Origin of the sequence: Bradyrhizobium sp. TM233 (assembly GCF_036247965.1) — a bacterium.
Lineage (GTDB): Bacteria > Pseudomonadota > Alphaproteobacteria > Rhizobiales > Xanthobacteraceae > Bradyrhizobium > Bradyrhizobium ottawaense.
In genome coordinates, this window is sequence record NZ_BTIG01000001.1 from 156707 (window position 1) to 171892 (window position 15186).

At 65.2% G+C, this 15186-nt stretch carries 14 protein-coding genes; 5 read left to right on the forward strand and 9 right to left on the reverse strand.

The features are described 5' to 3' along the window. Positions 1 to 73: 73 nt before the first annotated feature. The 6 genes from uxuA to AABA86_RS00735 all read right to left on the reverse strand — a co-directional run bounded on the left by uxuA (position 74) and on the right by AABA86_RS00735 (position 6364). Entirely contained in the window at positions 74 to 1264 is a 1191-nt protein-coding gene (gene uxuA, locus AABA86_RS00710) for a mannonate dehydratase (RefSeq protein ID WP_338305420.1), read from the reverse strand. Between the two features lie 70 nt (positions 1265 to 1334). Next, a complete protein-coding gene (locus tag AABA86_RS00715) occupies positions 1335 to 2384 on the reverse strand; it encodes an L-idonate 5-dehydrogenase (protein WP_338305421.1) in 1050 nt (349 codons plus the stop codon). Next, positions 2381 to 3787: a TRAP transporter large permease gene (locus AABA86_RS00720; RefSeq protein WP_028145709.1), complete on the reverse strand. Its 1407-nt coding sequence runs from the start codon at positions 3785 to 3787 to the stop codon at positions 2381 to 2383. The genes AABA86_RS00715 and AABA86_RS00720 overlap by 4 nt, the downstream gene beginning before the upstream one ends. A 4-nt stretch (positions 3788 to 3791) precedes the next feature. Continuing rightward, positions 3792 to 4370: a TRAP transporter small permease gene (locus AABA86_RS00725; protein WP_038950133.1), complete on the reverse strand. Its 579-nt coding sequence runs from the start codon at positions 4368 to 4370 to the stop codon at positions 3792 to 3794. Between the two features lie 133 nt (positions 4371 to 4503). Next, positions 4504 to 5481, reverse strand: coding sequence for a sialic acid TRAP transporter substrate-binding protein SiaP (locus AABA86_RS00730; protein WP_212248934.1), 978 nt, complete (start codon positions 5479 to 5481; stop codon positions 4504 to 4506). A gap of 70 nt (positions 5482 to 5551) precedes the next feature. Further along, positions 5552 to 6364, reverse strand: a complete 813-nt coding sequence (locus AABA86_RS00735) for a FadR/GntR family transcriptional regulator (protein ID WP_338305422.1) — start codon at positions 6362 to 6364, stop codon at positions 5552 to 5554. Between the two features lie 140 nt (positions 6365 to 6504). On the opposite strand from AABA86_RS00735, the gene AABA86_RS00740 reads away from it, so the two are divergent. Together AABA86_RS00740 and AABA86_RS00745 are read left to right on the forward strand one after the other, a co-directional pair. Further along, on the forward strand, positions 6505 to 7989 hold the full coding sequence (locus AABA86_RS00740; protein WP_338305423.1) for a mannitol dehydrogenase family protein: 1485 nt from the start codon (positions 6505 to 6507) through the stop codon (positions 7987 to 7989). Between the two features lie 98 nt (positions 7990 to 8087). Continuing rightward, complete coding sequence (locus AABA86_RS00745) at positions 8088 to 8495, forward strand: nuclear transport factor 2 family protein (RefSeq protein ID WP_152102443.1); 408 nt, start codon at positions 8088 to 8090, stop codon at positions 8493 to 8495. A 24-nt stretch (positions 8496 to 8519) separates the two neighbouring features. Here the strand turns inward: AABA86_RS00745 and AABA86_RS00750 are convergent, their stop codons facing one another. Beyond that, positions 8520 to 9272, reverse strand: coding sequence for an HAD family hydrolase (locus AABA86_RS00750; RefSeq protein WP_212248931.1), 753 nt, complete (start codon positions 9270 to 9272; stop codon positions 8520 to 8522). 146 nt (positions 9273 to 9418) lie between these two features. Here AABA86_RS00750 and AABA86_RS00755 point away from each other — a divergent pair, with 146 nt between their 5' ends. Together AABA86_RS00755 and AABA86_RS00760 are read left to right on the forward strand one after the other, a co-directional pair. Beyond that, the gene (locus AABA86_RS00755; RefSeq protein ID WP_212248930.1) at positions 9419 to 10267 is read left to right on the forward strand and encodes an SDR family oxidoreductase; all 849 of its coding nucleotides are present in this window, start codon (positions 9419 to 9421) and stop codon (positions 10265 to 10267) included. Between the two features lie 121 nt (positions 10268 to 10388). Continuing rightward, complete coding sequence (locus AABA86_RS00760; protein WP_338305424.1) at positions 10389 to 11657, forward strand: serine hydrolase domain-containing protein; 1269 nt, start codon at positions 10389 to 10391, stop codon at positions 11655 to 11657. Positions 11658 to 11722: 65 nt separating this feature from the next. Here AABA86_RS00760 and AABA86_RS00765 read toward each other — a convergent pair whose 3' ends face one another. Beyond that, positions 11723 to 12610 carry a dienelactone hydrolase family protein gene (locus AABA86_RS00765; RefSeq protein WP_338305425.1) on the reverse strand — a complete coding sequence of 296 codons (888 nt, stop codon included), beginning with the start codon at positions 12608 to 12610 and terminating at the stop codon, positions 11723 to 11725. A 729-nt stretch (positions 12611 to 13339) separates the two neighbouring features. Here AABA86_RS00765 and AABA86_RS00770 point away from each other — a divergent pair. After that, positions 13340 to 13918 carry a MarR family winged helix-turn-helix transcriptional regulator gene (locus tag AABA86_RS00770; protein WP_338305426.1) on the forward strand — a complete coding sequence of 193 codons (579 nt, stop codon included), beginning with the start codon at positions 13340 to 13342 and terminating at the stop codon, positions 13916 to 13918. 13 nt (positions 13919 to 13931) lie between these two features. Here the strand turns inward: AABA86_RS00770 and AABA86_RS00775 are convergent, their stop codons facing one another. Continuing rightward, entirely contained in the window at positions 13932 to 14888 is a 957-nt protein-coding gene (locus AABA86_RS00775; protein WP_338305427.1) for a hypothetical protein, read from the reverse strand. Positions 14889 to 15186: the final 298 nt, after the last annotated feature.

Below are 15186 nucleotides of genomic sequence, written 5' to 3' on the forward strand. Positions count from 1 at the left end.
GCGCGCCATCAAGCAGGCCGGGTCAGGGTCAAGCACCCCTCTCGCAATGACAATGTGGAAAGAGCTTTGACCCTCACCGATGCTCGATCGCGCGGATCGCGCCGCGGAGCTCGGCGAGGCCGCGGAGGCGGCCGATCGCGGTGTAGCCGGGGTTGGTGCGCTTGGTCGCCGCGAGGTCGTCCAGCATGCGATGGCCGTGATCGGGGCGGAACACGATCTGCTTGTCCGGCGCGCGCCGCGCGTTCTCCTTCAGCAGCGCCTTGAGCACCGCGACCATGTCGACGTCGCCGTCGAGATGATCGGATTCGTAGAACGACAGGCCGTCGGCCTCGCGCTTGGTTGCGCGCAGGTGGGCAAAGGCGATGCGGGGGCCGAAGCGCTCGGCCATCTCAGGCAGATTGTTTTCCGCGCGCACGCCGAGCGAGCCCGTGCACAGGCAGATGCCGTTGGCCCTGGACGGCACGGCGTCGAACAGCGCCTGATAATCGTCGGCTGAGGAGGCAATGCGCGGGAGGCCGAACAGCGGCCTCGGCGGGTCGTCCGGATGCAAGGTCAAGGACACCCCGAGCTGCTCGGCCACCGGCGTCACCCGCGCGAGGAATTCGGCGAGATGCTGCCGCAGGATTTTTGGCGTGATGTCGCGATAGGTCTCGAGCCGGTCGCGGAATTGCGGAATGGTCATCGGCTCGGTGGTCGAGCCGGGCAGCGCGCTGGCGATCACCATGACGAGATAGTCGATGTCGGTCTGGCTCATCTGGTCGAACAGCTTTTTCGCGCGCGCCTGCTGCTCGGGCGAATAGTCCTGTACGGCAGCCGGGCGCTTGAGGATATGCAGCTCGAACGCAGCAAAGCGGTCCTGGTCGAAGCGCATGGCGCGGGCGCCGTTCGGCATCTCCCATTCGAGGTCGGTGCGGCACCAGTCCACCACAGGCATGAAGTTGTAGCAGATGATCTTGATGCCGGAGGCCGCGACAGCTTCCAGGCTCGCGATCCAGGCCTCGATCGAGCGCGTCGCCTTGCCGCCGAGCCGCTTGACGTCGTCGGGGATCGGAATCGATTCCACCACCGACCAGGTCAGTTGCGAGCGGCCGGGCTGGCCGTGCTCGATAAAGTTCTTGCGCTCCTCGACCGCCTTGCGGGTCCAGGCCTCGCCGATCGGCACCTGATGCAGCGCCGAGACGATATCCGTCGCCCCGGCCTGCCTGACGTCATCCAAGGACACGGGATCATCGGGCCCGTACCAGCGCCAACCCTGCAGCATCATGGATATCTCCTAAAGCGTTTTCGAGCGAAGTGGATACCGGTTCGCGTGAAGAAAACGCGTCAAAACAAGGTCAGTTCGCGGTCAGCACGACCTTGACGCTCTGCGAGCGATCGAGCGCCAGCCTGAGCGCATCGGGCGCGGTCGAGAGCGGCCGCTCGGCGGTGACCAGCGACAGCACGTCGACGCCGCCGGAGGAAATCAGTTCCACCGCCGTCATGAACTCGAAGCCGAAACGGAACGAACCGCGCAGGTCGATCTCCTTCGCCATCACCGCATTCGACGGCGTCGGGATCTGGCCGCCGGGCAGATTGCCGATCTGCACCACGACGCCGCCGCGCCTGACGATGCCGATGGCGCTCGCAAGGCCCGCGGCCGTGCCGGAGACCTCGAACGCGACGTCATAGGGACGCGACGCAGCCTGCGCCTTTAGTCCTTCCTCACCGCCCGAGACATTCTCGACATGCGAAGCGCCGAGCTTGGTCGCGAAGGCGAGCGGGGCCGGCGCGATGTCGGCCACCGTGATGTCGGCCATCCCGGCGCGATGCGCGGCGAGCATGGTCAACAGCCCGATCGGGCCGGCGCCGAAGATGATGCCGCGCTTGCCCTCGATATTGCCGGCGCGCGCGACCGCGTGCAGGCAGACCGCGAGCGGCTCGGCGAGCGCTGCGGCCTGATAGGACACGTGATCGGGAATCTTCACGCACTGCGCGGGAACCGCGTCGAAATAATTGGCGAAGCCGCCTTGCATGTGCGGCGTCTTCGAGGCCGAGCCCATGAAGTAGATGTTCTCGCACAGATTCGGCCGGCCCTCACGGCAGGCGACGCAATGGCCGCACCAGCGCGACGGGTTGACCGCGACGCGGTCGCCGACCTTCAGATTGGCTGCGGAGCCGGAGATCTCCACGACTTCGCCGGAGATCTCGTGGCCGAGCACCAGCGGCGACTTCACCACGAAATCGCCGGTGCGGGCATGGCGGAAATAGTGCATGTCCGAGCCGCAGATGCCGCCGGCGCCGAAGCGGATGCGCACCATGCCGTCGGCGAGCTTGTCGAGCGGATGCTCGACCATGCGCAGATCTTCGGGACCGAACAGGGTTGCGGCGAGAGCGGTGGAGGTCATTTGGAGAGTCCCATGTATTTAGGCAGCCAGAGGGTCAGTTCGGGGATGTAGGTGATCGCGATCAACGCCAGCATCAGCGGCACCAGCCAGGGCAGGATCGCGACCGTGGTGCGCTCGACCGAGAGTTTGGCCACGCGGGCGAGCACGAACAGCACCATGCCGAGCGGCGGATGCAGCAGGCCGATCATCAGGTTCAGCGTCATGATCAGGCCGAAATGAATGGGATCGATACCGAGCTTGAGCACGATCGGCAGCAGGATCGGCACCAGGATGGTGATCGCCGCCGTGGTGTCGATGAAGCAGCCGACGAACAGGATCAGCACGTTGGCGAGCGCCAGGAACACCCATTTGTTGTGGGTGATGCTGAGCATCCAGTCCGACAGCATCTGGGCGGCCTGCGACACCGTCAGCAGCCAGGCGAAGATCGAGGCCGCCGTGACGATGAACAGCACCGAGGCCGTGGTCTCGATGGTGTCGAACGTCGCCTTCGCCACGGTCTTCAAGGTCATGGTGCGATAGCGGACGAGGCCGAGGAACAGCGACCAGATCACCGCGGCGACCGCGGCTTCCGTCGGCGTGAACCAGCCGAGCGTCATGCCGCCGATCAGGATCACCGGCGCCATCAGCGCCATCACCGCCGAGAAATCGAAATACCAGTCGATGATGAGCAGCGTGCCGAGGCCGATGACGACGGCCATGTTGACCGACATGCCCGCGAGCACCATCAGCCAGATCGCCATCGGGAACGCCAGCACGATGGCGATCTCGAGGCCGGCCGAGCCGAGCTGCGGCCAGGAGAACGGCGTGTCGCTGCCCCATTTGTTCTTGTGCGCGAAGTAGGTGACAGTCGCCATCATCAGCAGCGTCATGACGATGCCGGGAATGACGCCGCCCAGGAACAGCGCGCCGATCGAGACGTTCGCCATCATGCCGTAGATCACGAAGGGCAGCGACGGCGGGATGATCGGCCCGAGCGTCGCAGAGGCCGCGGTGACGCCGACCGAGAACTCGGTCGAGTAGCCATGGTCCTTCATCGCCTTGATCTCGATGGTGCCGAGGCCGGCGGCGTCCGCGATCGCGGTGCCGGACATGCCCGAGAAGATCACCGAGCCGATGATGTTGACGTGGCCGAGGCCGCCGCGCATCCACCCGACCAGCGCGACGGCGAATTTGTAGATGCGCCCGGTGACGCCGGCGATGTTCATGAGGTTGCCGGCCAGGATGAAGAACGGCACGGCGAGCAGCGGGAAGCTCTCGACGCCGGCGATCATGCGCTGCGCCAGCGTGACGTCGGGCGTCACGCCGCTGACCAGGATGTAGAGCAGCGACGACGCGGCCATGGCAATCGCCACGGGAACGCCGAGCAGCATCAGGATGAGGAAGCCTCCGAGCAACAGCAACATGGGATTATCCTTCAAAACCGTCGTAGGCGCCGGGACGTTCGAGGATCGAATAACCCTGTCGCAAATGTTGTATGGCCACCTGCACCGAGCGCACGAACATCAGCACGAAGCCGGCCAGGACGGCGTAGTAGACGTAGTCCTTGGGAAGATTGATCGTGGTCATCTGCTCGTCGCCGATGATCTGGATGTAGACCCAGACCAGCTTGATGGCGTAGCCGAAGAAGGCGATCCGGATCAGGTCGATCACCGTCGACAGCGCGCGCGCCACGAGGTGGGGCAGATAGCGGTAGAGGAGGTCGACCTGGATATGACGCGACAGCCGCACGCACATCGAGGCGCCGATGAAGACGACGCCGATCAGGCAATAGGTCGCAATCTCCTCGGTCCAGGCGTAGCTGTCGTTGAGCACGTAGCGGGTGAAGAACTGGAGGAAGACGGCGAGCGCCATCACCCAGAAGATCGCGAGCGCCACCCAGTCCTCGAACGCGTAGATGCCGAGGTCGACCTTCGGCGTCGCCTCCTCCTCGAAGGTGTGGGCGATCTCGTCCGCGGTGATCTGCCGGTGTATTTCGGCGGTGGACATGGGGGTTGCTCCTAGGACCTGAACGTCGTTCCGGGGCTCGCGAAGCGAGAACCCGGAACCTCGAGATTCCGGGTTCGGTGCTCGGACCGTGCTGTGCACGGTCCTGCGCGCCGCCCCGGAATGACAGTCGTCGTTACTTCACCGCCTGGATCTTTTCCCAGTCGGCCTTGCGGTAACCAAACGTCTCGAACGCGACGTTCTTCAGCACGGTGTCGCGGAACTCGTTCTTGTCGACCTCGGTCACGCTCAAGCCCTTCTCCTTGAAGAAGGCGACCAGCTTGGCCTCGTTCTGCTTGATCTCCGCGGTCGCCTTGGCGGCGGCCTCCTGGGCGACGTCGGTGAAGATCTTCTTGTCCTCGTCGGACAGCTTCTTCCACAGCGCGCCCGCCACCACCGTGTTGAGGTGGTCGACGATGTGGCCGGTCAGAACGATGTGCTTCTGCACCTCATAGAACTTCTTGGCTTCGATCGTGGTCAGCGGGTTCTCCTGCGCCTCGACGGTGCCGTTCTGGAGCGCGAGGTAGACTTCGGCGAAGGCGATCGGCGCGGTGTTGGCGCCGCAGGCGCGCGGCATCGCGAGATAGGCCGGAACGTCGGGCACGCGCATCTTCAGGCCCTTGAGGTCGGCGCAGGTCTTGATCGGCTTGTTCGACGAGGTCTGGCGCACGCCGTAATAGGTCACAGCGACGATGTGGTGGCCGCTCTTGTCCTCATAGCCCTTGGCGAGCTCCTTGAAGATGTCGCTCTTGGTGTAGGCGAGCAGGTGGTCGGCATCGCGGAAGGTGTAGGGATAGTAGGTCACGCCGATCGGCGGGAAGCTCTTGGCCGCGAAGCTCGAGCCGGAGATGATGATGTCGACCGAGCCGAGCGAGAGGCCCTGGTTGATGTCGGCTTCCTTGCCGAGCTGCGAGGCCGGATAGACATCGATCGCATAGCGCCCGTTGGTGCGCTTGCCGATCTCCTGCGCGGCCCAGACGGATGCCGTGTGGAACGGCTCCGAAGTCTCGTAGACATGGGCCCATTTGAGCTTGGTCTGCGCCATGCCGGCCTGGGTGGCCGCCAACAGCGCGGCAGCGGACATCACTGCTGCAATCGTCATTTTCTTCAACATCGACTTTTCCTCCATGTTCTAAGTCTGCTTCTTGTTCACCCGCCCCGGCACGGATGCGGGCCGTACAATTTCATCGCCGCCGCGCGCTGCCGCCTCCGGCCCGCTTCTTCGGTGGTCGCTTTGGCGCCGCCGGCTTCGCCGGTGCGCGCACCGTCCGGCTCCGCCCCGAAGACGATCCGGCCGCGTTCTCGGCGCCGAAATTCTGCGCAAAGCGCTCCTGCGACCGCGCCAGATGCGCGCGCATCGCTTCGCGCGCGGCTTGCGGATCATGCGCCGCGATCGCCTCACGCACGGCGCGATGCTCGTCGAGCGCGGTGCGCCAGGTGCCCGGGCTCTCGAAATAATGCGCGAGCTGCGCGAAATAGGGATTGAGGCGCTGGTCGAACAGCTCGCCGACCACGCGCACCAGAACCGCATTGCCGAGGCTGCCGGCGATCGCGACGTGGAAGGCGCGGTCGTGGACCATCGAGGCTTCGCCGGGATGCTCGACATTCTCCATTGCGAGGAGCGAGGCGTCGATGCGGGCGATATCGTCTTTGGTCGCGACGCGCGCGGCCTGTTCGGCGATGGCACTTTCGAGGAATTCGCGGGCGCGCAGCAGCTCGAACGGGCCCTCGATGACGGAAGCCTGCGCGGGCGCGGCGATTGCGGCGGGCTCGATCACATAGATGCCGGAGCCGACGCGGATGCGCAGGCGCCCTTCGACCTCGAGCGCAATCAGGGCTTCGCGCACCGTCGGCCTGGAGATCTTGAGCTGCTCGGCGAGCTCGCGCTCGGTCGGCAAGCGGCTGCCGACCGCGTACTCGCCGCTGTCGATCAGGCTTCGCATTTGATCGGCGACCTGGCGATAAAGCCGTCTCGCCTCCACAGCTTCCAGCGGCACGCTGGTCCTCCCGAAAGGGTCGCGCGGGGCTTTTCAGCCCGCGGCCCGCCAATTTTGGAAAATTGGTCTTACCAATTGACCGGAGCATTGACCTGATACGGGCGCCATGTCAAGCAGCGGCAAAGCAAGGGGAGACGTCCATGCGCCCAGGTTCCGTGCGTCTTGGCAGCGCCAATCTCGACCGGTTGCCGCCGGCCGTCCGCCGCCCGGCCTATGACCGTTCGCGCATCACGCCCGGCATCGTGCATCTCGGCCTCGGCGCCTTTCATCGCGCACATCAGGCCGTCGTCATCGACGATTGCCTTGCCAGCGGCAGCTCGTCCTGGGGCATCGTTGGCGCCAGCCTGCGCAGCCCGGATACGCGCGACGCCCTCGCCCCGCAGGATCATCTCTACACCGTTGCCGTGCGCGCCGCCGAGGGCGCCGAGCATCGCGTGATCGGCGCGCTGCTCGACAGCGTCGTCGCACGCGAAAGCCCGGCAGCGCTGGTCGAACGGATGGTCGATCCCGCCATTCGAATCGTCTCGCTGACGGTCACCGAGAAGGGCTATTGCCACACGCCGCAGACCGGCGATCTCGACGAACGGCACCCCGACGTCGTGCACGATCTCAACAATTTCGACGCGCCGCGCTCGGCGCCCGGCTTCATCGTCGCGGCGCTGGCGCGGCGGCGCGCGCTGGGTGCCCTGCCCTTCACCGTACTGTGCTGCGACAACCTCGCCGCCAACGGCCACACCGTGCAGCGCATCGTGACGCAATTCGCCGCGCTCCGCTCCAGGGAACTCGGCAAGTGGATCGTGGATAACGCCGCTTTCCCCTCAACCATGGTCGACCGCATCGTGCCGGAGACGAATGATGCCGACCGCGATGCGGTCGCGAACGCGCTCGGCATGCGCGACGCCTGGCCCGTGATGACCGAGCCGTTCACGCAATGGGTGGTGGAGGATCGCTTCACGGCGGGCCGGCCCGATCTTGCCGCCGCCGGCGTCGAGCTCGTTGCCGACGTCAAGCCGTTCGAGCTGATGAAGCTGCGGCTGCTCAACGCCAGCCATTCGGCGCTGGCCTATCTCGGCTATCTCGCGGGCTACGAGACCATCGCCGACACCATGCAGGATCCGCACTTCGCGCGCCTGGCCGCGCAGGTGATGGAAGAGGCCGCGGTAACGCTGACGATGCCTGCCGGCACTGATCTCGCCGCCTATCGCGCTTCGCTACTCAAGCGCTTCGCCAATCCGGCGCTGCATCACCGCACCTGGCAGATCGCGATGGACGGCTCGCAAAAGTTGCCGCAGCGGCTGCTCGGCGCGATGCAGGATCGCCTCGCCAAAAACCTGCCGATCGCAACGCATGCGCTCGCGGTCGCCGGCTGGATGCGCTATGTCAGCGCAACAGACGAGCAGGGCCGCACCATCGACGTGCGCGATCCCCTCGCCGCCGAATTCGCCGCGCTGGCGCGCGAGGCCGGACCCGTTGCCGAGCGGCTCGCGCCCGCATTGCTCGGGGTTCAGAAGGTGTTCGGGCCGCTGGGATCCGAGCCGCGCCTGCGCGAGGCCGTGACCGCGGCGCTCGGCCGTCTCTACAAGGATGGTGCGCGGCGGGCCGTGGAAGCGCTCGTCGCGGCCTGACCACAAAGCGGGCAATGCTGCACTGCGGTCCAAATCGGACACAAGGTCGAACGGAAGTCGCGCTTGATTTTTGCCTGTCCTTGCCCCACCCGAGAGCGATGGCAAAGGACAACAAGATCATCGCCGCCAACGCGGCCTTCTACGCCGCGTTTTCGACCGGCGACTTCGACGGCATGGAACGGCTGTGGGCGGACGACGACGCCATTTCCTGCATCCATCCCGGTTGGCCGGCCATCATCGGGCGCGCCACGGTGATCGGAAGCTGGCGCGACATCCTGCAGAACCCGGAGCGGCCGCAGATCGTCTGCGCCGAGCCGCAGGTCATCGTCGATGGCGACAGCGCCCGGGTGCTCTGCATCGAGATCGTCGACGGCACCGCCTTGGCCGCGGCCAACCATTTTCGCCGCGTCGGCGACGAGTGGCTGCTGGTGCATCACCAATCGAGCCCGATCGCGCAGATTGTCGAGCAGGCTGAGGACGATAGAGCGAGCCACCGCGTCCACTGAACGCGGCGGACACGCGAGCGTGATCTACTGTGCATGGGGTTGTTTTTCAGTTTCTTGTTTGGCGGCCAGTTCCGACAGGTCATCCAGCACGGCCCGCGCCGCGGAAAAATCATCATCTGCAAAGAACATGCTCCGGGTGATCAGAACCGGGATGCCGGCGCGTGAGGCTGCGATCAGCCCGTTGGCGGAGTCCTCGATGGCGACGCAGTCGACCGCGCCCAGCTTCAGCCGTGCCAGCGTTTCCAGATAGACGTCCGGCGCCGGTTTCTTGTGCCTGACATCGTCACCGGCGACGATCGCGTCGAACCCCGCAGCCCAGTTCGGCCCCAGCACCTGCGACAGCAGCGCATCGATGTTGCCGCGCGAGGTCGTGGTCGCGATCGCAAGCCGCTGGCCGCGTGCCTTCGCCGCGGCGAGCAGCTCGATCACGCCCGGCCGCAACGGACAGCAACCGGTTTCGACCAGCCCGGCATAATGCGCGGTCTTGATGCGGTGGAGCTCCGCAATGTCCGCATCTGACAGAGGCGGGGCGCTCCCCAACCGGGCGTGGTAGGCGCGCATGCGCTCCTTGCCGCCGGTCACCCGCAGCAGGTCCTTGTAGACGGCGCGGTCCCACTGCCAGTCGAGACCGTGGCGGGCGAAGGCGTGGTTGAAGGCCTGCCGATGCAGCTCCTCGGTCTCGGCCAGGGTACCGTCGACGTCGAAGATCAGCGCGGCCGCGCGCCGGACCAGCTCATTGGCATCCGGCGGCACCACGGCGAGCGCTTCTGCCTGCATGATCGATGCCTCCCTGTGACAGGCGAACATCGCCCGAGGCAGGAGGCGAGACAAATCGCAATATCTTTTGCCGGACCCAAAAATCTCTTATGAGCGAAGGACGCGCAACGGCGCGAACGGGAACTTTCGACCTGCTCAGGAGACGCATGCGACTCTTCATCCTTGGCCTCGGCTATAGTGCCCGGCATTTCGCCCGCAAACATAGCGGCAGCTTCTCGCATGTCGCCGGCACCGTGCGCGATCCCGCGCAGCGGAACGACCTCGCCGGGATCGAGGTCCACGCCTTCTCCGGCGAGCCCCCCGCACGCGAGACGGTCGAGCAGGTCCGCGATGCCGATGTCCTTCTCATATCGATCCCGCCCGGTAGCGGCGGCGATCCTGCCATCGCAGCGTTCGGCGACGCGCTGGCGGCGGGCCGCCGCAAGATCGTCTATCTCTCCACCATCGGCGTCTACGGCGATCATGCCGGCGGCTGGGTCGACGAGAGTACCCCGCCGCAGGCAACGCTCGACCGCGCCCGCATGCGGGTTGCCGCCGAGCAGGCCTGGATGGACATTGCGCGCGGCGATGCCGCGATCCTGCGGCTTGCGGGCATCTACGGCCCCGGCCGCAACGCGCTGGCGACACTGCGGGCAGGAACGGCCCGTCGCATCATCAAGCCCGGCCAGGTCTTCAACCGCATCCATGTCGACGACATCGCGAGTGCGATCATGGCCGCCATTCCCCACGGAAGCGGCGGCATCTGGAACGTCTGCGACGACGAGCCGGCGCCGCCGCAGGACGTGATCGCCCATGCAGCTGAGCTGATGGGCGTTGCGCCGCCGCCGGAAGAGGCGTTCGCGACGGCCGAGATGTCGGCGATGGCCCGCAGCTTCTATGCCAGCAGCGCCCGTGTCTCCAACGCAAAACTGAAGCGCGAGCTCGGCGTCACGCTTGTCCACCCGACCTATCGCCACGGCCTCGATGCGTTGTGGCACGCAGGCGAAGCACGATAGGTTCCGGCATCCCGGCGCGTCCCAGACATGCCGCGCCCGCGCTTGACTTCGCGTCAGTGGGGACGTGATCTTGGCATCGAGCGGGCCAACGCATAACGAGCCCGCACCTTGGGAGGACGCAATGAACAAGACGATCGCAGTGATCGTGACGGCGGCTGTTGTCATCACATTCGGCACGGCCATCGCCGCGCCGCTGCCCGAGACCAAACCCGACGATGTCGGCTTCTCCAGTCAGGGCCTTGCACGCCTCGACAATTTCTTCGCTCGCGAGATCGCCGCCAAGCGCGTCCCCGGCGCGGTCGTCGCCATCGCGCGCGACGGCAAGCTCGTGCACTACAAGGCTTACGGCATGCTGGATCCGGACAAGGGCACGCCGATGCCGATCGATGCGATCTTCGCGCTGGCCTCGATGACCAAGCCGATGGCAGCGGTCGCCGGCCTGACGCTGATGGAGCAGGGACGGCTGCCGCTCCAGGCCAAGCTGTCCGATTACTATCCCGGCTTTTCCGACATGAAAATCGGCGTGACCGAGGCCAACGGTTCGCTCAAGCTGGAGCCGCAGGCCTCGCCGATCTTCATCCACGATCTCTACCGGCACACCTCCGGATTGATGTATGGCGGCCGTCCCGACAGTTCGAGCCCGGTGGCGCGGCAATACCCTGATGGCGTCGCGCCGGCGATCGAAGGCGACACCCAGGCCTTCATCGATCGCATCACCAAGCTGCCGCTGGCGCATCAGCCTTCGACCGAGTTCGAATACGGCTTCTCGATCGACGTGCTCGGCGCCGTCGTCGAGAAGGTGAGCGAGCAGAAGCTCGGCGAGTATCTCGCCGCCAATGTCTGGCAGCCGCTTGGCATGAAGGACGCGACCTTCCACCCGACCGACGCGCAACGCCCTCGCCTCGCCCGCCCGTTTGCCAACGATCCGCTGACGGGCAAGCCGCAGGCGATCAAGCTGCTCGACACCCCAACCAAGTTCGACTGCGGCGGCGCCTGCTCGTTCGCGACGGTCGGCGACTATGCCCGCTTCGGACAGATGCTGCTCAACGGCGGCGAGCTCGACGGCCAGCGCATCCTCGGTCCGAAGACCGTGCATCACATGACGACCAACCATCTTGGTCCCGAGATCAAGAACAACGTCGCCAATGTCGAGCCGCATCGCGGCGGCTTTGGCTTTGGCCTTTCGGTCGCGGTTCGCACCAGCGAAGGGCTGTCGTCGGTCCCCGGCAATCCCGGGGAGTTCACGTGGAACGGCGCCTACGGAACGCAATTCTTCTGCGACCCTAAGGAACGCCTCGTCGTCGTGGTGGGAACGGCCGCGCCCGGCGAGCTCAGGAAGTATTATCGCGAGCAGGTTCAGGACATCGTCTATGGCGCGATGGTGAAGTAGGATCGGCACGCATTGAAAGAGAAAGGGGCGGCCGATCGGGCCGCCCCTGTGACCGGCGTCGGCACTCAGCTCAACACGCCGTACTTCTTGAACCAGGCCTGCGCCTGCTTCCAGGCATCTTCCGCGGCGCCCTTGCGGTAGCTGCCGCGATAGTCGGCATGGAAGCCATGCGGCGCTTCGGGGTAGATCTTGAATTCGGCCGTCTTCTTGTTCTGCTCGAGCGCAGCCTTCATCTGCTCGACCTGAGCGACGGGAATGCCGGTATCGGCGCCCCCATAGAGGCCGAGCACCGGCGCCTTCATCTCGGGGGCGAGCTGCATCGGGCTCTTCGGCAGCAGAGGATTTTCGGGGTCGACCAAGGTGCCGTAGAAGGCGACGCCGGCCTTGAGCGTGCTGCTATGGGCGGCATATTCCCAGACGGTGCGCCCGCCACGGCAGAAGCCGATGATGCCGAGCTTTGCAGTGTCGCCGCCTTGCGATCCAGCCCAGGCCACCACCGCGTCCAGATCGGACAGCAGCTCCGCGTCGGGCTTGGCATTGACCACCGGGAGCAGATCCTTGACCTCGGCGACCTTGGTCAGATCGATGCCTTTGCGGAAGTAATAGTCGGGCGCGATTGCGAACGCGCCGAGCTTGGCGAGGCGCCGCGTCACGTCCTTGATGTATTCGTGCAGGCCGAAAATCTCCATCGCCACGATGATCACCGGCGCCTTGGTGTTGCCGGCGGGCCGGGCGAAATAGGCGGGCATCTCTTCGGAGCCGACCTTGATCCTGGCATCGCCGACCTGAAGACCATTGGTGTCGGTCGTGATCGCCTCGGCGCGCACGGGCCCGGCCGCAAGCGTGTAGCCGGCGGCGACGGCCGCGGTGGCGCTCATGAATCCGCGGCGCGAGACCGGGGCGACTTTCGTCAACCCGACGACGTCGGATGTCATGGTGGTTTCGAAGCTCATCGGTCTATCCCTTGCTGCTGCCTGTGCCGGTGCCCCCGGGGGGCGACGCATTCGCCAGTAATTGCCGGCGAAACGCAAATCACCAGCCTGCGAGCACGCGCGCTCTCAGCGCCAGACCTGCCGTTTCTTCACAGGCGCAGTCTCGGGCATCAGACTCATAGCAACAAGTCCGACGACCGCCGCAAGCAGGAGATCGCCGTGGCCTCCAATGCTGCACGACGTTGAACGGCGCTGGCTGTTTCGAGTCCCAACGACACTCTGACATTCCCATCGCTCGTGTGCCGGACTTAACCGTCTAGCCGCACCGCATCGCAACATCCATTAACCGAAAAAGATGGTTCTCCCTCGGCTGGCCATACCGCCAAGTGCTGCAGGTGATGCGGATGTGCGCGCATTCGACCCGCTCACCCGCAACAAATGGGCACCGCAGTGGCTACAATGGCACATCATGTTGCTCGCACATCGCACATCGCCGTCAATCGCGCGCGAGCCGTCGTCATTTGATTGAAATTTTCAGAGGACTTGAGCCGTGCGATTTACTCGAACTTTCTTTGTGACGCCCTAGTTCCACGTCCGGAAGTTCCATCTCTGCCACGGAGAGCTCTTCCCCACGCGCGGTCCGCCGTCCGGCAACGGGCGAAAGGGCACGCGAGGACTCCATTCCTCGTCCACACAGATTGCGCACCCCAAGGCTCAATTGAATAAAGCTTTATCCGATCTGGAACTGAAATGAATTTGGCTCGCGAATCGATTGAACTGTTGGAGCAGGTCGCACGAATCCTGTGGTTCGAAGGCACCAAGCACGGCTTGCGCGACCGCGAGTGGATGGCGCTGCGCTTCCTCTCCCGCGCCAACCGCTTTTCGCGGACGCCTTCGGCGCTCGCGAGTTACGTCGGCACCACGCGCGGCACCGCCTCGTTCATCATCGGGGAGCTCGAGCGGCTGGGTTATATCGAGCGAAAACGCTCGGCCACCGACAAGCGCTCGGTGATGCTGAGCGTGACGCAGCAGGGCAAGAAGTTCCTGGTGCGCGACCCCGTCAGCGTTCTGGTCGAGGCGATTGCCGTCCTCGACGACGAGGTCAAGATCCGCTTCCGCGACACGTTCCGGCACGTGCTGGATCAGTCGGACGCGGCCGAGCAGCGGCACCACACCGACGTCTGCAAGCGATGCATCTTCCTCCGGGAGGAGCGCACCAGCACCGACAGCAAGGCAGCGGCCGAGTTCAGCTGCCGCCTGTTTCGCTCGCCGATCGCAGAGGCGGAGGTCGATCTGCTCTGCACCAGCTTCGAGCATCACCGCCAATAGAGTGCAGCCTCGATCAGGGCGTTGCCTTGCGTGGCGAATAGATGACACCGCCGCTCGCCTCCACCACCAGGCGTCCGTTCTCGCTCCTGATTTCCTCGATCCGGCCAAGGCCGGGCACCTGCTGTCCCAGCACGGCTTCGATGACGCCGTTCGGACCCTGCAGGATCGCAATGCCTTCGTAGGCCTGGCGGACCGACCAGCCCTTGATCACCTTTCGCGGCGCCGGCGCGCGCTCGGACGGAGACACCGAGCCCGTGAACTCAGGCGCGGCAACCGCGGCCATCATCGGCCCCTGCTGTGACGAGGGCTGCGATTGCACCATGGCCGGCGCCGGAGCCGGCGCCTGAACCTGCGCTTGAGCGAGCTTGTCGAGCTTCACCGTCGAGGACGAGCTGACCCGCTCGATACGGTCCAAATTCTCGGCGAACCTGCCGAAGCGGTCATTGGTCGCCTTGCTCGATTGATCCACAGCGGTCCGCAGGCCGTCGAGATTTTCCGACACGCCCGATACCTGCTTGCGCAGATGCGCGACGGTCTCGCGCAGATTCCTGATCTCCGTATTGGCCGCAACGTTGTTCTGGGCGGGCTGCGTGGTGAGATAGGCGATCACGCCGGTGCAGGCGCAGACCACCAGCATGGCGGCGACCGCCAATGTTGCGAGCGGCGCAACCCATGTCGGACGGGGCGGCGGGGGCTTGGCGACGATCACGGCCGGCTTGATCACGGTCGGCGCAGGCTTGGGGATCGCCATCTTGTCGAGACGCGCCTTGGCCCGAATACGCTTCAGCCCCTCGAGTGCCTCCTTCGCCAGAACTTCGTCGCTCGCCGCGGCCGACACACGCTTTGCGCCCGCAGCGGGCTTGGCCATGCGCGCCGCATTCTCCTTGATATCGCGCGGCTCGGCAGCCGGCTTCGTCGTTGCGGAAACATCAGCGGTCGCGTCGGGACGAGCTTGTCCATCGGACAACATGTGAAAATGCTCCGTTCGGTTCGATCTGTCGAACGGTGACGTTATGTGCCGAAGCTTGCCTGAAACGTGCGCATCGAAAATCTTTCATCGCGCGCGATGCGACGTCACATGAGTCAATCGCGTCATGCACGTGGCAAGAGTGCGACTCGAAAGACACACACTCGCCAAGATTTCGCCAAGCTGGAGTCTCGCTGCCACACGTGAGTCGAATTGTCGCATGTGGAAAACCGCGCACCAGAGGCAATCCCGGGTTGAAAACCCCTCGATATGCCTGATCGGCAGCACCCCCTAAAATGGC